14 protein-coding genes are annotated in these 17,093 nt (G+C 68.5%); 7 read left to right on the forward strand and 7 right to left on the reverse strand.

Features of this window, described 5'->3' with window-relative positions:
- Window positions 1-45: 45 nt before the first annotated feature.
- Entirely contained in the window at window positions 46-2,424 is a 2,379-nt protein-coding gene (locus ACWY4P_RS26340; RefSeq protein WP_456202786.1) for a DUF6049 family protein, read from the reverse strand.
- 180 nt (window positions 2,425-2,604) lie between these two features.
- Here ACWY4P_RS26340 and ACWY4P_RS26345 point away from each other — a divergent pair, with 180 nt between their 5' ends.
- Window positions 2,605-4,095, forward strand: coding sequence for a CCA tRNA nucleotidyltransferase (locus tag ACWY4P_RS26345; RefSeq protein WP_456202787.1), 1,491 nt, complete (start codon window positions 2,605-2,607; stop codon window positions 4,093-4,095).
- 4 nt (window positions 4,096-4,099) lie between these two features.
- Here the strand turns inward: ACWY4P_RS26345 and ACWY4P_RS26350 are convergent, their stop codons facing one another.
- The 3 genes from ACWY4P_RS26350 to ACWY4P_RS26360 form a co-directional block, all read right to left on the reverse strand.
- A complete protein-coding gene (locus ACWY4P_RS26350) occupies window positions 4,100-5,431 on the reverse strand; it encodes an MFS transporter (protein ID WP_456202788.1) in 1,332 nt (443 codons plus the stop codon).
- Between the two features lie 83 nt (window positions 5,432-5,514).
- Entirely contained in the window at window positions 5,515-6,597 is a 1,083-nt protein-coding gene (locus tag ACWY4P_RS26355; protein ID WP_456202790.1) for an inositol-3-phosphate synthase, read from the reverse strand.
- Between the two features lie 51 nt (window positions 6,598-6,648).
- Window positions 6,649-7,377, reverse strand: a complete 729-nt coding sequence (locus ACWY4P_RS26360) for a PadR family transcriptional regulator (RefSeq protein WP_456202791.1) — start codon at window positions 7,375-7,377, stop codon at window positions 6,649-6,651.
- 356 nt (window positions 7,378-7,733) lie between these two features.
- On the opposite strand from ACWY4P_RS26360, the gene ACWY4P_RS26365 reads away from it, so the two are divergent.
- Window positions 7,734-10,430, forward strand: coding sequence for a transglycosylase domain-containing protein (locus ACWY4P_RS26365; RefSeq protein ID WP_456202792.1), 2,697 nt, complete (start codon window positions 7,734-7,736; stop codon window positions 10,428-10,430).
- A 244-nt stretch (window positions 10,431-10,674) separates the two neighbouring features.
- Window positions 10,675-12,159 carry a glycosyltransferase family 87 protein gene (locus ACWY4P_RS26370; RefSeq protein ID WP_456202793.1) on the forward strand — a complete coding sequence of 495 codons (1,485 nt, stop codon included), beginning with the start codon at window positions 10,675-10,677 and terminating at the stop codon, window positions 12,157-12,159.
- Between the two features lie 114 nt (window positions 12,160-12,273).
- Here ACWY4P_RS26370 and ACWY4P_RS26375 read toward each other — a convergent pair whose 3' ends face one another.
- The 3 genes from ACWY4P_RS26375 to ACWY4P_RS26385 all read right to left on the reverse strand — a co-directional run bounded on the left by ACWY4P_RS26375 (window position 12,274) and on the right by ACWY4P_RS26385 (window position 14,940).
- Complete coding sequence (locus ACWY4P_RS26375; protein WP_456202795.1) at window positions 12,274-13,305, reverse strand: alanine racemase; 1,032 nt, start codon at window positions 13,303-13,305, stop codon at window positions 12,274-12,276.
- A gap of 81 nt (window positions 13,306-13,386) precedes the next feature.
- Window positions 13,387-14,505, reverse strand: coding sequence for a lipid II:glycine glycyltransferase FemX (locus ACWY4P_RS26380; RefSeq protein ID WP_456202796.1), 1,119 nt, complete (start codon window positions 14,503-14,505; stop codon window positions 13,387-13,389).
- Between the two features lie 117 nt (window positions 14,506-14,622).
- Window positions 14,623-14,940, reverse strand: coding sequence for a hypothetical protein (locus tag ACWY4P_RS26385; RefSeq protein ID WP_456202798.1), 318 nt, complete (start codon window positions 14,938-14,940; stop codon window positions 14,623-14,625).
- A 229-nt stretch (window positions 14,941-15,169) separates the two neighbouring features.
- Between ACWY4P_RS26385 and rpsF the strand changes: the two genes are divergently transcribed.
- From rpsF to rplI, 4 genes are all read left to right on the forward strand, one after another.
- Window positions 15,170-15,460 carry a 30S ribosomal protein S6 gene (gene rpsF, locus ACWY4P_RS26390; RefSeq protein WP_014177942.1) on the forward strand — a complete coding sequence of 97 codons (291 nt, stop codon included), beginning with the start codon at window positions 15,170-15,172 and terminating at the stop codon, window positions 15,458-15,460.
- A gap of 82 nt (window positions 15,461-15,542) precedes the next feature.
- Entirely contained in the window at window positions 15,543-16,130 is a 588-nt protein-coding gene (locus ACWY4P_RS26395) for a single-stranded DNA-binding protein (RefSeq protein WP_456202799.1), read from the forward strand.
- A gap of 104 nt (window positions 16,131-16,234) precedes the next feature.
- A complete protein-coding gene (rpsR, locus tag ACWY4P_RS26400) occupies window positions 16,235-16,471 on the forward strand; it encodes a 30S ribosomal protein S18 (RefSeq protein ID WP_003978893.1) in 237 nt (78 codons plus the stop codon).
- Window positions 16,472-16,489: 18 nt separating this feature from the next.
- Window positions 16,490-16,936, forward strand: coding sequence for a 50S ribosomal protein L9 (gene rplI, locus ACWY4P_RS26405; protein WP_456202801.1), 447 nt, complete (start codon window positions 16,490-16,492; stop codon window positions 16,934-16,936).
- Window positions 16,937-17,093 lie beyond the last annotated feature (157 nt).

A 17,093-nucleotide genomic window follows, 5' to 3' on the forward strand; every position in this document is an offset into this window, starting at 1 on the left:
TACCCCACCTCATCGTCCGCTGCGGCCGGCCGGCCACGCCATTGCTCAATGGTCCACTTTCTCACCTGAGCCGGATGGGCCAGCGCTTTGCGATCCGGTGTCCGACGCCGGGTCACTCGCCTGCCCGGGCACCAGGGCGCGCGGACGCTCATCCTCGCCGGGCTCGGTCCGCTCGTCCTCCGCCGTCTTTCCGTCCTGCTTCTCGCCGTTCCCCGCAGCGTCTTCATCACTCCTGGCGGCGGACCGCTTGCGCTGGAGGTAGATGCGGATCCCGGCGAGAACGAGCAGCAGCACCCCGCCCGCGATCACCAGAATGACCGTGGACGTGATTTCGGTGACATTCACCTTGAACGACATCTCGGGGCCGTAGGCCTGGTTGTCCACGGTGTACAGCTGGGCGGTCACCCAGGCGCGCCCGTTCGCGTTGGCCGTGGTGCCGAACTTCACCGACTGGCTGTGCCCACCCTGGACCGTGACCACCTGAGAGTCGCTGACCGCCAGGCGGTTGCCCTGCTGGGACCGGAGGACCAGCCGCACCTCGACGGGTTGCAGAAGGTTGTTCTGGACTGTCACCGGAATCGTGGCGCTGCGCCCGGACAGGGTCATGTCCGTCTTCTTGATAAGGCGCACCTTCTCGGTGAGGTCCTGGAGGTAGGCCTGGACGGAGTCACGGAAGCCGGTCGCGCCCCGCGGGTCGTTGCGCCACGAGGTGGAGATCTCCCGCATGATCGCGTTGCCGAACGGGGTGACCACGCGGTCCTTCGCGGTGAGGATCACCTCGAACTTGTCGAGGGTTGCCTGGGTCTGCTGGATCTTCCGGAATCCGTCAGTGGGCAGCTCCTGGCGACGCAGCACGGCCGGGTACGAGCGGGCGGCGGGCACCCGCTGGGTGGCCCCCGGGTCGGGCTGGGCCTTGGCGGCCTGCCCCAGACTGAGCGGCTGCGTCCAGCGTCCGGACAGGCCGCCCAGGGCCGCCGCCATGGCCTGCGCCTGGCTGGTGGTGGGCATCCGCTGGGGGGCCACGACGAGACTGCGCTGCCTGTCCGGCGCCTGAAGGGTGAGCATCTGGGTCTGGGCGAGGAACCTCTGGACGGCCAGCGTGGCGTTCTCCGCCCGTGTCATGTCGCCCATGAAGGCGGTGGACAGTCGCGCGTCCGCGACCACCGCCGTATTGCCTCCGCCGATCTGGCGGGCCGCGGTGGGGGTGTACTGCAGGCCGCCGGTCTCGCGCAGGCTGTCGCTGCGGGCGATGATGTTGTGTGCGCCGGCGGAGGTGGCGACGTCCACGATCGAGGAGTCGATGGCGCCGTTCACCGGCCAGGCGAAGTCGGTGCGCGGCTTCACATGCAGAACGGTGTCCACGGTCATCGAGGCGAGCGCGGTGGCGGTCTGGAGGTGGCTGAGGGCGCCCGAGACGTCCTTCCCACGGTGGGCCAGCGAGGCGAGATCGGGATCGGCGAAGGGCAGGGCCACCACCTGATGCCCCTCCACGGCCTGCTCCAGGTCGTTGAGCCACTGCTTGGCAAGGGCCTGGCCCCGGCCGTCCGTCGTCTCGTCCTCCGTCTGGCTCTGGACCTCGTACGGCTTGGTCATCGCGTCGACCGTGGCGACCAGGTCCGGGTCGATCACCCAGGTGACAGGCAGGTTCTTGCCCAGGGCCACGAGCTGCTGCAGCCGTCCACCGGGGGCGAGCTCCGCCATGAGGTCGTCGTTCTGGAAGATCGGCGTCTGCTGCTGATCGGCACCGGTCCGGGCGGTCAGGTGGGTGGAGGAGACAAGCGGCCACAGAAAGGTGAGCTTGTTCTTCTTGGGGGCGGCGGTCTGCTGCCAGGGCAGGAAGGTCCGCTCGATGCCCAGGACCTGCTGCCAGGGGCGGCTCCTGGTCTGACCGGTGAGCGAGACACCGATCTGATAGACGCCGTTCTCACCCAGGTGGAGCTCCTTCACCGGTATGGAGAGGGTGAAGTCACGGCTGATGCCGACGGGCAGCTTGCCGATCTTCTGCTCGTACTTGTCGGCGATCTCGAAGCCGTCGAGGGCGGAGGAGTAGCCCTTGCGCTTGGCGGCCGTGTCGATGGCGTCGCGGCCGCTCATGGTCGGGCCGACCCGGAGACCGACGTAGGAGGTGTTGATCGTCGAGTCGCCGTGGTTGGTGACGGTGCCGCTGACGGTGAGCGTGTCGTTCTTCGACGGCGTGGTGGGAGTGAGCGAGTCGACGGAGACATCGACACTGCGCGAGCCGCTGGCCTTGGCCTGGGCCGGGACGGCCTGAGCCGGGGCGGTCTGGGCGTGGGCACCGGGAGCCGCCGGGATCTGCAGCACACCCGCGAGCACGGGCGCTGCGGTGAGCAATGCCGCCGTGCGCCGCAGCCATCGACGGGCGCGAGCGGAAGTTGTCCCCTGGAGCTCTGCCGGCTCGGCCACGCGCTCGCCCGTCCCTCGTCGTCAGTGGTCATCATTGGTTGCCGCAAAATGCGTCCACGAAATGGTAACGATGCCCGCTGTGACGAAGTGCTGTGGAGGGCTCCACAAGATCGTCACCGGTTCGATGCGTCCGATCGACGAGGAGGCTCCGGGGCGTGCGGCCACGTACCCTGTTCTGTTGTGCCGAACGCCAACACTGACAGCCACTACCCGCAGTCGAGCAACGAGCTCAGCCAGGTGCAGCGCCGCGCCGTGGGCGAGCTCCTGCGGGTGTCCCCCGTAGCCGACGACCTTGCCCGCCGCTTCGAGGCGGCCGGGTTCGGCCTTGCCCTGGTCGGCGGGTCGGTACGGGACGCGCTGTTGGGCCGTCTCGGTAACGATCTGGATTTCACCACGGACGCGCGTCCGGAGGACGTGCTGAAGATCGTCCGTCCGTGGGCCGACGCGGTCTGGGAGGTCGGCATCGCCTTCGGCACGGTCGGCTGCCGCAAGGAGGGCGGGAACGGAAACGGGTCGAGTCAGAGCTTCCAGATCGAAATCACGACTTATCGGTCAGAAGCATACGACCGTACGTCGAGGAAGCCCGAGGTCTCGTACGGCGACTCCATCGACCAAGACCTGGTCCGTCGGGACTTCACGGTCAACGCGATGGCCGTCGCGCTCCCGCGGAAGGAATTCATCGACCCGCACAACGGCCTGGAAGACCTCGCCGCGAGGGTGCTGCGCACACCCGGCACCCCTGAGGAGTCCTTCTCCGACGACCCGCTGCGGATGATGCGTGCCGCGCGCTTCGCGGCCCAGCTCGACTTCGATGTGGCGCCCGAGGTGATCGCCGCGATGAAGGCGATGGCCGGCCGGATCGAGATCGTCTCGGCGGAGCGGGTGCGTGATGAACTCAACAAGCTGGTCCTGGCCGCCCACCCCGTCAAGGGGCTGCGGCTCCTCGTCGACACCGGGCTCGCCGACTATGTCCTCCCGGAGCTTCCGGCGCTGCGCCTGGAGCGTGATGAGCACCACCGTCACAAGGATGTGTACGAGCACACGCTGACCGTGCTGGAGCAGGCCATCGCCCTGGAGAAGGACGGGCCCGATCTGGTGCTGCGGCTGGCGGCGCTGCTGCATGACATCGGGAAGCCCAGGACGCGCCGCTTCGAGAAGGACGGTCGGGTCTCCTTCCATCACCATGAGGTGGTGGGCGCCAAGATGACCAAGTCGCGGATGACCAAGCTCAAGTACTCCAACGAGCTGGTGAAGGACGTCTCCCACCTGGTCGAGCTGCATCTGCGCTTCCATGGCTATGGCACCGGCGAGTGGACGGACTCGGCGGTACGGCGCTATGTGCGGGACGCGGGACCGCTGCTGGAGCGGCTGCACAAGCTGACGCGCTCGGACTGCACCACGCGCAATAAGCGGAAGGCCGGCGCTCTGTCGCGTGCGTACGACGGGCTGGAGGAGCGCATCGCGCGGCTGCAGCAGCAGGAGCAGCTGGATGCCATCCGGCCGGACCTGGACGGCAACGAGATCATGAAGATTCTCGGGATCGGGCCGGGCCCGCAGGTCGGCAAGGCGTACAAGCACCTGCTGGAGCTGCGGCTGGAGCACGGCCCCATGGAGCGGGACGCCGCCGTCACGGCGCTCCAGGACTGGTGGGCGGCTCAACCCCAGGGCTGACGCATCAGGTTTCACGTGAAACATCGGCCCGCGCTGCCTCGCGCTCGCCATGTTTCACGTGAAACATGATGACGAGGGCGGTCACCGCGTAGAGCGCGGCCACCAGGATCACCAGGGCGGCCGAGCGCCCGTCGGGGGGCAGCGCCAGCGCGGCGATCGCGGCTCCCCCGACGAAGGCCGCGTTGAAGAGCACGTCGTACAGGGAGAAGATCCGGCCGCGGAAGTCGTCGGCGATCGAGGACTGTACAACGGTGTCGGTGGCGATCTTGGCACCCTGAGTGATGAGGCCGAGGACGGAGGCTGCCGCCAGCATCGGAGCCGGCTCGAAGGGCAGCCCCAGCGCCGGCACCAGCACGGTCGCGGCCGCCGCGCACACCACCATCCAGCGCAGTCGGCCGTCCGAGCGGGAAGCGGGGCTCAGTCGGGCCACCGCCCCGGGCGTGACCACCGCCGCAGCGAAGAAACCCGCACCCGAGACGGCCACGGCGAGTCCCAGGAGCGCCAGGCCCTCCGACTCGGTCCGGGCCCATGCGTATCGGCAGAGCATCAGCACCATGACCGTCAGCGCGCCGTAGCAGAAACGCATCGCTGTCATCCCCGCCAGGGCCACCGTGGGATCCCGACGCTCCAAGAGGTGGCGTACACCGGCGACCAGGCCGCGCACGGTGCTCGACAGAGCCGCGCGCAGGCGCGGCTGGAGTGCCGATGGGTCGGGCCCCAGCAGTCCGGGCGCCATCCTCAGCGCCGCGATCGCGGCGCTGAGATAGAGCGCCGCGCCCATGAGGACCACAACGGCGTCCGACGATGAGCCGTCCGGGACCGCGACACTCACGACGAGGGCCAGGGCGCCACCGACGGTCGCCGCGAGCGTTCCCGCGGTCGGTGACAGGGAGTTGGCCATGACCAAGCGCTCCTGGCTGTCGACGACGCGCGGCAGCGAGGCCGAGAGCCCGGCCAGAACGAAACGGTTGACGCCCGTCACCGACAAGGCGGAGACGTAGAAAAGCCAGTCGGGAACCTGCGCGAGGACCAGGACGGCCGTTCCGGCGGCCAGCCCGGAGCGCAAGGCGTTGCCATGGAGAAGGACCTGGCGGCGGCGCCACCGGTCCAGCAGGACACCGGCGAAAGGGCCCAGCAGGGAATAGGGGAGCAGGAGGACCGCCATGGCGGAGGCGATCGCCGTGGCCGAGGTCTCCTTCTCGGGGGAGAAGACCACATGGGCGGCCAGTGCGACCTGGTAGACGCCGTCGGCCGTTTGTGACAGCAGGCGAACGGCCAGAAGACGCCGGAAGTCGCGCAGCTGTAGCAGTACGCGGAGATCACGCACAACGGGCATGGCGCCAGCCTCACACACGACACGGGCCTCCGGGTGGATTACCCGAAGGCCCGTGATCAAGCCGCGCGCAGCGCTCTGTCTCGCTAGCGCTCGACTTCACCCCTGATGAACTTCTCGACGTTCTCCCGCGCCTGGTCGTCGAAGTACTGCACCGGCGGCGACTTCATGAAGTACGAGGAGGCGGAGAGGATCGGGCCGCCGATGCCGCGGTCCTTGGCGATCTTCGCGGCGCGCAGCGCGTCGATGATGACGCCCGCGGAGTTCGGGGAGTCCCAGACCTCGAGCTTGTACTCCAGGTTCAGCGGGACGTCGCCGAACGCGCGGCCCTCCAGCCGGACGTAGGCCCACTTGCGGTCGTCCAGCCAGGCCACGAAGTCGGACGGGCCGATGTGGACGTTGTCCGCGCCCAGCTCGCGGTCCGTGATCTGCGAGGTGACAGCCTGCGTCTTGGAGATCTTCTTGGACTCCAGGCGCTCACGCTCCAGCATGTTCTTGAAGTCCATGTTGCCGCCGACGTTCAGCTGCATGGTGCGCTCCACGACCACGCCGCGGTCCTCGAACAGCTTGGTCAGCACCCGGTGCGTGATCGTGGCACCGACCTGCGACTTGATGTCGTCCCCGACGATCGGCACGCCCGCCTCGGTGAACTTGTCCGCCCACTCCTTGGTGCCGGCGATGAAGACCGGAAGCGCGTTGACGAAGGCGACCTTGGCGTCGATGGCGCACTGGGCGTAGAACTTCGCGGCGTTCTCGGAACCCACCGGGAGGTAGCAGACCAGAACGTCGACCTGCTTGTCCTTGAGGACCTGGACGACGTCGACCGGGGTTTCCTCGGACTCGTCGATCGTCTCGCGGTAGTACTTGCCCAGGCCGTCGAAGGTGTGGCCGCGCTGGACGGTGACCCCGGTCGAGGGCACGTCGCAGATCTTGATGGTGTTGTTCTCGCTGGCGCCGATAGCGTCGGCGAGGTCGAGGCCGACCTTCTTCGCGTCCACGTCGAACGCGGCCACGAACTCCACGTCACGCACGTGGTAGTCGCCGAACTGCACGTGCATCAGACCCGGCACGCGGATGTCCGGGTCGGCGTCCTTGTAGTACTCGACGCCCTGCACCAGCGAGGCGGCGCAGTTGCCCACGCCGACGATGGCTACACGAACCGAACCCATTCCGGTTGCTCCCTGTGTGTACTCGACGAAGCCCTGCGGGGGTGCGGGGCCTCACTTGGCGGTGTCATCGGACGGATCCGGCCGGGAACCACCCCGGTGCCGGGGCAGGCCGCCCGTATCTCTTGACTGGTTCTGCTCTTCTGACGGGTCCAGCTCGGGTGTCCGGCCCTGCTGCTGCTCCGGAGACCGGTCCTGGTCCGTGGGGCCGCCGCGCTGGTCGCGCCCGGCCCGCTCGCTCTCAATCAGCTCGTTCAGCCAGCGGACTTCACGCTCCACCGACTCCATGCCGTGCCGCTGCAGCTCGAGGGTGTAGTCGTCGAGCCGCTCACGGGTACGGGCCAGAGAAGCGCGCATCTTCTCCAGGCGCTCCTCGAGGCGGCTGCGCCGCCCCTCCAGGACCCGCATCCGCACATCGCGCGATGTCTGACCGAAGAAGGCGAAGCGGACGCCGAAGTGCTCGTCCTCCCACGCGTCCGGGCCGGTGTGGGCGAGCAGCTCCTCGAAGTGCTCTTTCCCCTCCGCCGTCAACCTGTAGACGATTTTCGCGCGGCGGCCGGCGAGCGTCGCCGCGAGAGCTTCCTCGGGCGCGCTGCCGGGTTCCTCGATCAACCAGCCGTTGGCGACCAGCGTCTTGAGGCAGGGGTAGAGGCTGCCGTAGCTGAACGCACGGAACACCCCGAGCGAGGTGTTCAGGCGTTTCCGCAGCTCGTAGCCGTGCATCGGGGACTCGCGGAGCAGGCCGAGGACGGCGAACTCAAGGATGCCCGAGCGTCTGCCCATTCCCGCCTCTCCTGTCTCCTGGGTCCTTTATGCCGAGCTGATGTATCGGCTCGATACATCCAGACGATAGAACCGTGATCCTGGTGAGACAAGGGGGGCCATGGTGAACGGCGTCACATCATCAATTCGTGGGACGCAAACTGACTGTTATGGAGTGAAGATCATGCCTCGGCTGGTTTTGACCGTGCGTACTCTGTTCGCCATGCACAGCACTGGGAACCAAGTGACGCCCGCAGGCGTCCTCGTCCTGGATGCAGTGCGCCCGGTTGCCGGTGGCGGCCGGAGCGCACATCGGGGGGACCGGAAGCCACCTGCCGCTTTCAGGCGATAGCGCCTGCCCGAGGAGTAGTCGTTCCATGAGCGAGCACCGTCGCAAGCCGCCGCAGCCACAGAGCGGCGGACGAGCAGCGGCCCGGCGCGCCGCGCAGCAGTCTTCAGGCCGCCGCGCGGCCCAACCGCGCAGCGCCACCGGGTCGGAATCCGCCCCGCATGGGGAGGAGAGTCCTTATGGCGGCCGGGCCGAAGCCCGGCGCGCCGCACAGCGCGGCACAAGCCGCAGACGAGGAGCCGATCCCGATGCCGGGGGCGCGGGCCACGGCGGCGGCCGACGCGCCGCCGGCGGTGGCCGGGGCGGCCGAGGGCGCGGAGACGGCGATGGACGCCCCGTCAAGAAGCGTTTCATCGATTACCCGCGCGCGGGCAAGGACGGTTTCCGGCGTTGGGTCCCGTCCTGGAAGCTGGTGACCGGGACCTTCCTGTTCTTCTTCGCGATGCTCGTCGGCGCTGTCGGCATCGGGTTGTGGTTGGTGGAGGTGCCCACGGCGCAGGCCGCGTCCAAGGTCGAGAAGAACGTCTACTACTGGGCAGACGGCAAGCAGATGGTGGTCTCGGGCGGTAGCGGTGACCTCAACCGCCAGATCGTGCCCCTCAGCGAGATCCCCGAGTCCATGCAGAACGCGGTGATCTCCGCGGAGAACGCCAGCTTCTACGACGACGCCGGCGTCGACCCGATGGGCATCGCCCGCGCGGTGGTCAACATGGCCAAGGGCGGGGCGACGCAGAGCGGTTCCACCATCACCCAGCAGTACGTGAAGAACACGTACCTGGACCAGTCGCAGACGCTCACGCGCAAGGCCAAGGAGCTGTTCATCTCCATAAAGGTCGGCGCGACCATGGACAAGGACGACATCCTCGCCGGCTATCTGAACACCGCGTACTACGGGCGCGGCGCCTACGGCTGCCAGGCGGCGGCCCGCGCGTACTACGACAAGGACTGCGCGAAGCTGTCGGCGAGTGAGAGCGCCTTCCTCGCCGCGACCCTCAACGGTCCCAACCTCTACGACCCGGCCGGCGGCTACGGCGCCAACGCGAGCAAGGAGGCGAACACCAAGCGGGCCAAGACGCGCTGGGAGTGGATCCTCAATCGCGAGGTCGAGGTGGGGAAGATGGACAAGGCCGAAAGGCAGGCGCTCGCGAAGTTCCCGATGCCCCGGGAGCCGAAGATCGCGACGAACAAGGAAGGCCAGATCGGCTATCTCACCAGCCTGGCCGACAAGTACATCACCTCCCATACCAAGATCGACCAGAAGATGCTGGACAAGGGTGGCTACGAGATCCACACCACCTTCGACCGCAAGAAGATGAACCAGCTCGAGACGGCCGTGAAGAAGGTGACCAAGGAGAACATCAACCCGAAGCTGCGGCCCAAGTACGACAAGTACGTGCAGTTCGGCGGGGCCTCCGTGGAACCCAAGACGGGCAAGATCGTCGCCATATACGGTGGCAAGGACGCACTGGAGCACTACACCAACAACGCCGACTACACCGGCGTCCAGGTGGGCTCCACCTTCAAGCCCTTCGTGCTGGCCGCCGCCATGAAAGACGGCGTGCGCGACAAGGACGGGGATCGCGAGCAGCCCGACTCGATGCGCACCCTCGTCTCCCCCAGCAGTGTCTACGACGGCGACAACAAGCTGACGCTGCGGGACTACAACGGGACCGTCTGGCACGACAAGGACGGCAAGGAGTGGCATCAGCGGAACGACGGTGACGAGGACCGGGGCAAGATCACCCTGCGCACCGCGATGCAGTACTCGGTGAACACCCCCTATATCCAGCTCGGCATGGACGTCGGCACCGACAAGGTGCGGGACGCGGCGATCGCCGCGGGGCTCAATCAGGACCAGATGGCCTCGATCACCCCGACGTTCTCCCTGGGCACCTCGGCCCCCAGCGCCATCCGGCTCGCCGGGGCGTACGCGACCTTCGCGGCCAGCGGCAAGCAGGCCGATCCGTACTCGGTCGAGAGGGTCGAGCGCAAGGGCGAGGAGCCCTACAACCACAAGGAGGAGGCCGAGCTCAGGACGGCGTTCGACGCGAGCGTGGCCGACAACGTCACCGACGTCCTGCAGAACGTCGTCGAGCACGGCACCGGTACCTCGGCGCAGATCGGCCGTCCCGCCGCGGGCAAGACCGGCACCACCGACGAGAACAAGTCGGCCTGGTTCTCCGGCTACACCCCGCAGCTGTCCACCGCGATCGGCATGTGGCGGGTGGACGACAAGGCCAAGAAGCAGGAGTTCCTCTCCATGCGCGGCGTGGGCACCGGCCGACCGAATGAGTCGATCCACGGAGCCTCGTACCCGGCCGAGATCTGGGCCGATTACATGCGCGAGGCGATGAAGGGCAAGAAGGTCGTGGAGTTCCCGGATCCCGAGCCGATCGGCAAGAAGATCTTCGGCGACGGCGCGAGTCCGACCCCGCCGCCCTCCAAGACCCCGTCGCGGCCCCCGTCCCAGACGCCTTCCGAGACCCCGTCCACGACGCCGTCCTCGCAGACCCCGTCCAGCAGCCCGTCCCCGACGGATACCTGTGACCCGCTGGACTTCGAGTGCAACAACAACGGCGGCGCCAACGGCAACGGAGGCAATGGCAACGGCGGTAACGGCAACGGTGGTAACGGCAGCGGAGGCGACGCGGGCGGCGGTACCAGTACGCCGACCACGGAGCCCCCGGGCAGCGACAACGGCGGCTGGTTCGGAGGCGGCGGCTGACGCGGGCGGCGGAGCCCCCGCGAGCGACCCTCGCCCCACCACCGGCGGCCGCGCCGGAGCGTCACCCGCTCCGGCGCGGCCGCCGCCGTTGTTCTCCTGTTCTCCTGTTTTCTGGGCTCCGGGGCCCGCACGGGCCTTCTGGAAGGTCTGCCAGGCACCCCGCCCCTTCCCGGAGCCCTTCGCCGTCCGGGGCCCTGGCGCGGGCCTCACAGCCCTCGCCCGGCTCGTACGGCAGGATGGGTCCATGACGAGCGTGCGCAGGGACCCCGGGGCCGAGCCCGTACGTCCGACCGCCGAGGACGCGGTGGCGGCGGCCGGCAGCGAGCTGATCGGCGGGCCGGCCGGGCGGCGGGCGCTGCTCGGGGTCAGCTGGTGGACGCCGGTGCGGATCATCGCGCTCGTCGCCATCGGGATGTTCGCCCTCGGCATGGTGCAGAAGCTGCCCTGCTACAACGGGGGCTGGTTCTTCGGGACCACCACCCAGTACACCCACGCCTGCTACTCCGACATGCCGCACCTTTACGTGGGCCGCGGCTTCGCGGAGAACGTCGTTCCGTACTTCGACCGCATACCGGGTGCCGCGGACGGGATGGACTACCTGGAGTATCCGGTCCTCACGGGCCTCTTCATGGAGGTCGCTGCCCGGCTCACCCCGCACGGCGGATCCGTCCAGCACCAGGAACAGATCTACTGGATGGTCAACGCGGGCATGCTCATGGTCTGCGCCGCGGTCGTCGCCGTCTGTGTCTCGCGCACGCACCGCCGCCGCCCCTGGGACGCCCTGCTGGTCGCCCTCGCCCCCGCCTTCGCGCTCACCGCGACCGTCAACTGGGACCTCTTCGCGGTCGCGCTCGCCTCCGCCGGGATACTGATGTGGTCGCGCAGCCGTCCCCTGGCGGCAGGCATCCTGCTGGGGCTGGCAACAGCCGCGAAGTTCTATCCGATGCTGCTGCTCGGGGCGCTGCTGGTGCTGTGCCTGCGGGCCGGCCGGCTGCGCGCCTTCGGGACGGCGCTGGGCGGGGCGCTGGGGGCCTGGCTCGTCGTGAACGTGCCGGTGATGATCAGCAGCCGCGGGGGCCTCCACATCCGCGAGGGCTGGCTCACCTTCTACACCTTCAGCCGGGACCGGCCCGTCGACTTCGGCTCCGTGTGGCTGGTCGTCTCCCAGCGCACCGGGAACCCCCTCGACAACGTCAACGTGTACGTCACGCTGCTGATGCTGCTGGCCTGCGCCGGCATCGCCGCGCTCGTTCTGTGCGCCCCGCGGCGCCCGCGCCTGGCGCAGATCGCGTTCCTGGTCGTCGCCGCCTTCGTGCTCACCAACAAGGTCTACTCGCCGCAGTACGTGCTCTGGCTGATCCCGCTGGCGGCCCTGGCCCGGCCGCGGTGGCGCGACTTCCTGGTGTGGCAGGCGTGCGAGGTGATGTATTTCCTCGGGATCTGGATGTACCTCGCGTACACGGGCAGCGGCGACCAGCACCGGGGGCTGCCTCCGGAGGGGTACCAGCTGGCGGTGATCGCCCATGTGCTGGGGACGCTGTACCTGTGCGCCCTGGTCGTACGGGATGCGCTGGTGCCCGAGCGGGACGTGGTACGCCGGGACGGGTCGGACGACCCGTCGGGCGGCGTGCTGGACCGGGCCCCGGACGCGTTCGTCCTGGGGGAGGCGCGGCGTGCGGCGGCGTACGAAGGGCCGGCGCGGGTGGAGTGGGGCGTGCGACGCGAGTGAGCTCCCGCCGGGCGGGATGAGAACCGCGAAGGGCCCGAAGCCGCGACGTCGTCGCGTGGCTTCGGGCCCTGACTGTTGTGGCCTGTGTTGTATGCGGGGGCTGTGCCGGGTGGCTCAGCGGTCGACCAGCCGGTCGAACTGGGTCGTGGTGTGCCGCAGGTGGGCCACCAGCTCGTCGCCCACCTGCGGGGGCGCGACATCGCCCGGTACGAACAGGATGGACACCTGCATATGCGGCGGCTCGGCAAACCACCGCTGCTTGCCCGCCCACACGAACGGCGAGAGGTTGCGGTTGACAGTCGCGAGCCCGGCGCGGGCGACGCCCTTGGCCCGCGGCATCACGCCGTGCACGGCCTTGGGGGCCTCCAGACCGACGCCGTGGGACGTGCCGCCCGCCACGACCACCAGATAGCCGTCGGAGGCCGTCTTCTGCTGGCGGTAGCCGAAGCGGTCGCCCTTGGCGACCCGGGTGACGTCGAGCACCGCGCCCCGGTACTGGGTCGAGTCGTGGTCACCGAGCCACAGCCGGGTGCCGATGCGGGCGCGGAACCGGGTCTGCGGGAACTGCTGCTGCAGACGGGCCAGCTCCTCGGACTTGAGGTGGCTGACGAACATGGTGTGCAGCGGCAGCCGGGCGGCGCGCAGCCGGTCCATCCAGGCGATGACCTCCTCGACCGCGTCCAGTCCGTCCGTGCGGTCCAGGGGGAGGTGGATGGCGAAGCCTTCCAGCCGGACGTTCTCTATCGCGGCGTGCAGCTTGGGAAGGTCCGCCTCCGCGACGCCATGGCGCTTCATGCTGCTCATGACCTCGATGACCACGCGCGCGTTCACCAGGCCGTACACGCCGTCGACGGACGAGACCGAGCGGATCACCCGGTCCGGCAGCGGCACGGGCTCCTCGCCCCGGCGGAAGGGGGTGAGCACCAGCAGGTCACCGCTGAAGTAGTCCTTCATCCGGGCGGCCTCGTACGTGGTCCCCACCGCGAGGATGTCGGAGCCGATGCGACTGGCCTCCTCGGCCAGCCGCTCATGGCCGAAGCCGTACCCGTTGCCCTTGCAGACCGGGACTATGCCGGGGAACTGCTGGATCACCAACTGTTGGTGCGCCCGCCAGCGCGCGGTGTCGACGTAGAGGGTGAGAGCCATTGGCCGGTCCCGGAACCTTTCTCATTGCCGCGGTGTATTGGAGGTATGCAGCGTAGGTGGAGAGTCAAGAATTCGGGGAAGTCAGCGGCGCGACATGTAGATGTCCAGCGCCTTGTGCAGCAGCTTGTTGAGGGGGAAGTCCCACTCGCCGAGGTATTCGGCCGCCTGACCGCCGGTGCCCACCTTGAACTGGATGAGGCCGAAGAGGTGGTCGTTCTCGTCCAGCGAGTCGCTGATGCCCCGCAGGTCATAGACGGTGGCACCCAGCGCGTAGGCGTCGCGCAGCATGCGCCACTGCATCGCGTTCGAGGGCCGGACCTCGCGCTTGTGGTTGGCGGAGGCGCCGTAGGAGTACCAGACGTGGCCGCCGACGATCAGCATGGTGGCGGCGGCGACGGCCTCGCCCTCGTGAAGGGCGAAGTACAGCCGCATGCGGTTGGGGTCCTCGGCGTTGAGGGCCTGCCACATACGCTGGAAGTAGCTGAGCGGGCGGGGCCGGAAGTGGTCGCGCTCCGCGGTGATCTCGTAGAGCCGCTGCCACTCCGCCAAGTGCTCGAACTGGCCCTGGACGACCTCGACACCGGCCTTCTCGGCCTTCTTGATGTTGCGCCGCCACAGCTGGTTGAAGCCCTTGTGGACATCTTCCAGGGAGCGGTTCTCCAGGGGCACCTGGAAGACATACCGGGGCTGGACGTCGCCGAAGCCGGCCCCGCCGTCCTCGCCCTGCTGCCAGCCCATGCGGCGCAGCCGGTCGGAGACCTCGAAGGCGCGTGGCTCGATGAAAGTCGCCTCGATGTCGCGCAGCCGCTTCACATCCGGGCTCTGGATGCCGGACTTGATCGCGGCGGCGTCCCAGCGGCGGATGATGACCGGCGGGCCCATCTTCACGGAGAAGGCGCCCTGCTGCTTGAGGTGCGCGAGCATCGGGCGCAGCCAGTCCTCGAGGTGGGGCGAGTACCAGTTGATGACTGGGCCCTCGGGCAGATAGGCGAGATAGCGCTTGATCTTGGGCAGCTGCCGGTAGAGGACGAGGCCGACGCCGACCAGCTGGCCGGTGGCGTCGAACCAGCCGAGGTTCTCCGAGCGCCACTCCGTCTTGACATCCGCCCATCCCGGGACCTGCATGTGGCTGGCCGCGGGCAGGCTCTGGATGTACGCCAGATGCTGCTCTCGGCTGATCGTCCTCAGGGTCAGGCTCATGCGGGGCGCTCCTCGGCAGGTTTGTCCCCATGGTCGGGGCTCCGGCTCTCGCGCCGAAGCCTACTGTGACAAGGGAGCGCCCCGTTTGGGCCCGGGAGCAACGGACCGGGCCGGAGCTCAGCCCAGCAGGCCGCCGAAGAGGCCGCCGTGCGCCATGCCGAGATAGAAACCGACGGCGGATGCGCCGAGCCCGATGATCAGCAGGAAGCGCTCGCCGGTGGTCGCGGAGATCAGCTGTCCCCACAGGCCGGTGATGATTCCGACCAGGCCCGTCCACGAGCTGAGCAGGTGGAGCTGGGAGAAATGAGCGGTGATGAACGCGATCACGCCGATCAGCAGGGTCGCCGCGGCGAAGGAGTTCTCGACGGGATGTGGCTTGCCGTCGGTGTCGAGGAAGGAGAGGAGTCCGCGGTGCGGTCGTGCTGCCTGTGCCATGGGGCACCTCCGTATGGGCGCATATGGCAAAGCGGCGAAACTGTAACGCCGCTCACACCCGATGTGTACAGATTGCGGCGGGAGACGGCCGGATTTCAACCCGGCGGCGGTCGGCGGGTAGTGTGTACCGTCCGCAGTGGTGTCTGTGCAGACGCCGGTGCGGTACGCATCACGACCCTCCTGCCACGGATCGACCGTGGCCGCTGAGTCCAAAGGAGGTGGGTTCCACATGCGTCACTACGAGGTGATGGTCATCCTCGACCCCGATCTTGAGGAGCGCGCTGTCTCCCCGCTGATCGAGAACTTCCTTTCCGTCGTCCGTGAGGGCAACGGCAAGGTCGAGAAGGTCGACACCTGGGGCCGTCGTCGTCTCTCGTACGAGATCAACAAGAAGCCCGAGGGCATCTACTCGGTCATCGACCTGCAGGCCGAGCCCGCGGTCGTCAAGGAGCTCGACCGCCAGCTGAACCTGAACGAGTCGGTCCTCCGGACCAAGGTCCTCCGTCCCGAGACTCACTGACCGCGTAAGCGTTCAGTGGCCATCGGGCCGTATCGCAACGAGTAGCAAGCAGCCCAGCAGTACCCGCCGAGAGGTTCCCCCAATGGCAGGCGAGACCGTCATTACGGTCGTCGGCAATCTCGTCGACGACCCCGAGCTGCGCTTCACCCCGTCGGGTGCGGCGGTCGCGAAGTTCCGTGTCGCGTCCACTCCCCGTACCTTCGACCGGCAGACCAACGAGTGGAAGGACGGCGAGAGCCTCTTCCTCACGTGCTCGGTGTGGCGGCAGGCCGCGGAGAACGTCGCCGAGTCGCTCCAGCGCGGCATGCGCGTCATCGTGCAGGGCCGGCTGAAGCAGCGGTCCTACGAGGACCGCGAGGGGGTCAAGCGCACGGTTTACGAGCTGGACGTCGACGAGGTCGGCGCCAGCCTGCGCAGCGCCACGGCGAAGGTCACCAAGACCGCCGGCCGCGGCGGTCAGGGCGGATACGGCGGCGGCCAGGGTGGCGGCGGCGGCTGGGGCGGCGGCCCCGGCGGCGGCGGTCAGCAGGGCGGCGGCGCTCCGGCCGACGACCCGTGGGCGACCAGCGCCCCGGCCGGCGGCCAGCAGGGCGGCGGCGGTGGCGGTGGTGGCTGGGGCGGCGGCTCCGGCAACTCCGGCGGCGGCTACTCGGACGAGCCGCCCTTCTAGGCCCGTATGCGCTGTTTCACGTGAAACCGCTGTTTCACGTGAAACGGTGCCCGGTCTGGTCAGGGCGACCAGCACAAACTTCTTGATCACACTGGAGAGAGACAATGGCGAAGCCGCCTGCTCGCAAGCCTAAGAAGAAGGTTTGCGTGTTCTGCAAGGAGAAGATCTCCTACGTCGACTACAAGGACACGAACCTGCTGCGGAAGTTCATTTCCGACCGCGGCAAGATCCGTGCCCGCCGGGTCACCGGCAACTGCACCCAGCACCAGCGTGACGTCGCCACGGCCGTGAAGAACAGCCGTGAGATGGCGCTGCTGCCCTACACCTCCACCGCGCGATAAGGGAAGGGTGACCGAGTCATGAAGATCATCCTCACCCACGAGGTCTCCGGCCTCGGCACCGCCGGTGACGTCGTGGACGTCAAGGACGGTTACGCCCGTAACTACCTGGTTCCGCGTGGTCTGGCGATCCGCTGGACCAAGGGCGGCGAGAAGGACGTCGAGCAGATCCGCCGCGGTCGTCGCATCCGCGAGATCGCCACGATCGAGCAGGCCAACGAGATCAAGTCGCGGCTTGAGGGCGTCAAGGTGCGTCTGAAGACCCGTGCCGGTGACGCGGGCCGTCTGTTCGGCTCCGTCACCCCGGCCGACATCGCTTCGGCGATCAAGGACGCGGGTGGCCCCGACGTGGACAAGCGCCGGATCGAGGTGGGCGCCCCGATCAAGACCCTGGGCGCGCACCAGGTGTCGGTGCGTCTGCACGCCGAGGTTGCCGCCAAGGTGGGCGTCGAGGTCGTCGCCTCCTGACCGATGCTCCCCCAGCTACCGCTGGCGGGGGCACCTCCCAGCGGTAGCTGGGGGCGCCTCGTACACAGCACGACTGAGGGCCGCGACCCACGCCGGGGTCGCGGCCCTCGGGCTTGTCGGCGTCGGCCGCGCGTGGAGACGTGGGGACTTGGCCAGG

Source organism: Streptomyces sp. LZ34 (genome assembly GCF_053890475.1).

What these genes read in the sequence shown, in the direction of transcription:
- ACWY4P_RS26350 (WP_456202788.1), bottom strand. Translation starts at nt 5,431, where the DNA reads ATGCCCGTTGTGCGTGATCTCCGCGTACTGCTACAGCTGCGCGACTTC.
- ACWY4P_RS26355 (WP_456202790.1), bottom strand. Translation starts at nt 6,597, where the DNA reads ATGGGTTCGGTTCGTGTAGCCATCGTCGGCGTGGGCAACTGCGCCGCC.
- ACWY4P_RS26360 (WP_456202791.1), bottom strand. Translation starts at nt 7,377, where the DNA reads ATGGGCAGACGCTCGGGCATCCTTGAGTTCGCCGTCCTCGGCCTGCTC.
- ACWY4P_RS26365 (WP_456202792.1), top strand. Translation starts at nt 7,734, where the DNA reads ATGAGCGAGCACCGTCGCAAGCCGCCGCAGCCACAGAGCGGCGGACGA.
- ACWY4P_RS26370 (WP_456202793.1), top strand. Translation starts at nt 10,675, where the DNA reads ATGACGAGCGTGCGCAGGGACCCCGGGGCCGAGCCCGTACGTCCGACC.
- ACWY4P_RS26375 (WP_456202795.1), bottom strand. Translation starts at nt 13,305, where the DNA reads ATGGCTCTCACCCTCTACGTCGACACCGCGCGCTGGCGGGCGCACCAA.
- ACWY4P_RS26380 (WP_456202796.1), bottom strand. Translation starts at nt 14,505, where the DNA reads ATGAGCCTGACCCTGAGGACGATCAGCCGAGAGCAGCATCTGGCGTAC.
- ACWY4P_RS26385 (WP_456202798.1), bottom strand. Translation starts at nt 14,940, where the DNA reads ATGGCACAGGCAGCACGACCGCACCGCGGACTCCTCTCCTTCCTCGAC.
- rpsF (WP_014177942.1), top strand. Translation starts at nt 15,170, where the DNA reads ATGCGTCACTACGAGGTGATGGTCATCCTCGACCCCGATCTTGAGGAG.
- ACWY4P_RS26395 (WP_456202799.1), top strand. Translation starts at nt 15,543, where the DNA reads ATGGCAGGCGAGACCGTCATTACGGTCGTCGGCAATCTCGTCGACGAC.
- rpsR (WP_003978893.1), top strand. Translation starts at nt 16,235, where the DNA reads ATGGCGAAGCCGCCTGCTCGCAAGCCTAAGAAGAAGGTTTGCGTGTTC.
- rplI (WP_456202801.1), top strand. Translation starts at nt 16,490, where the DNA reads ATGAAGATCATCCTCACCCACGAGGTCTCCGGCCTCGGCACCGCCGGT.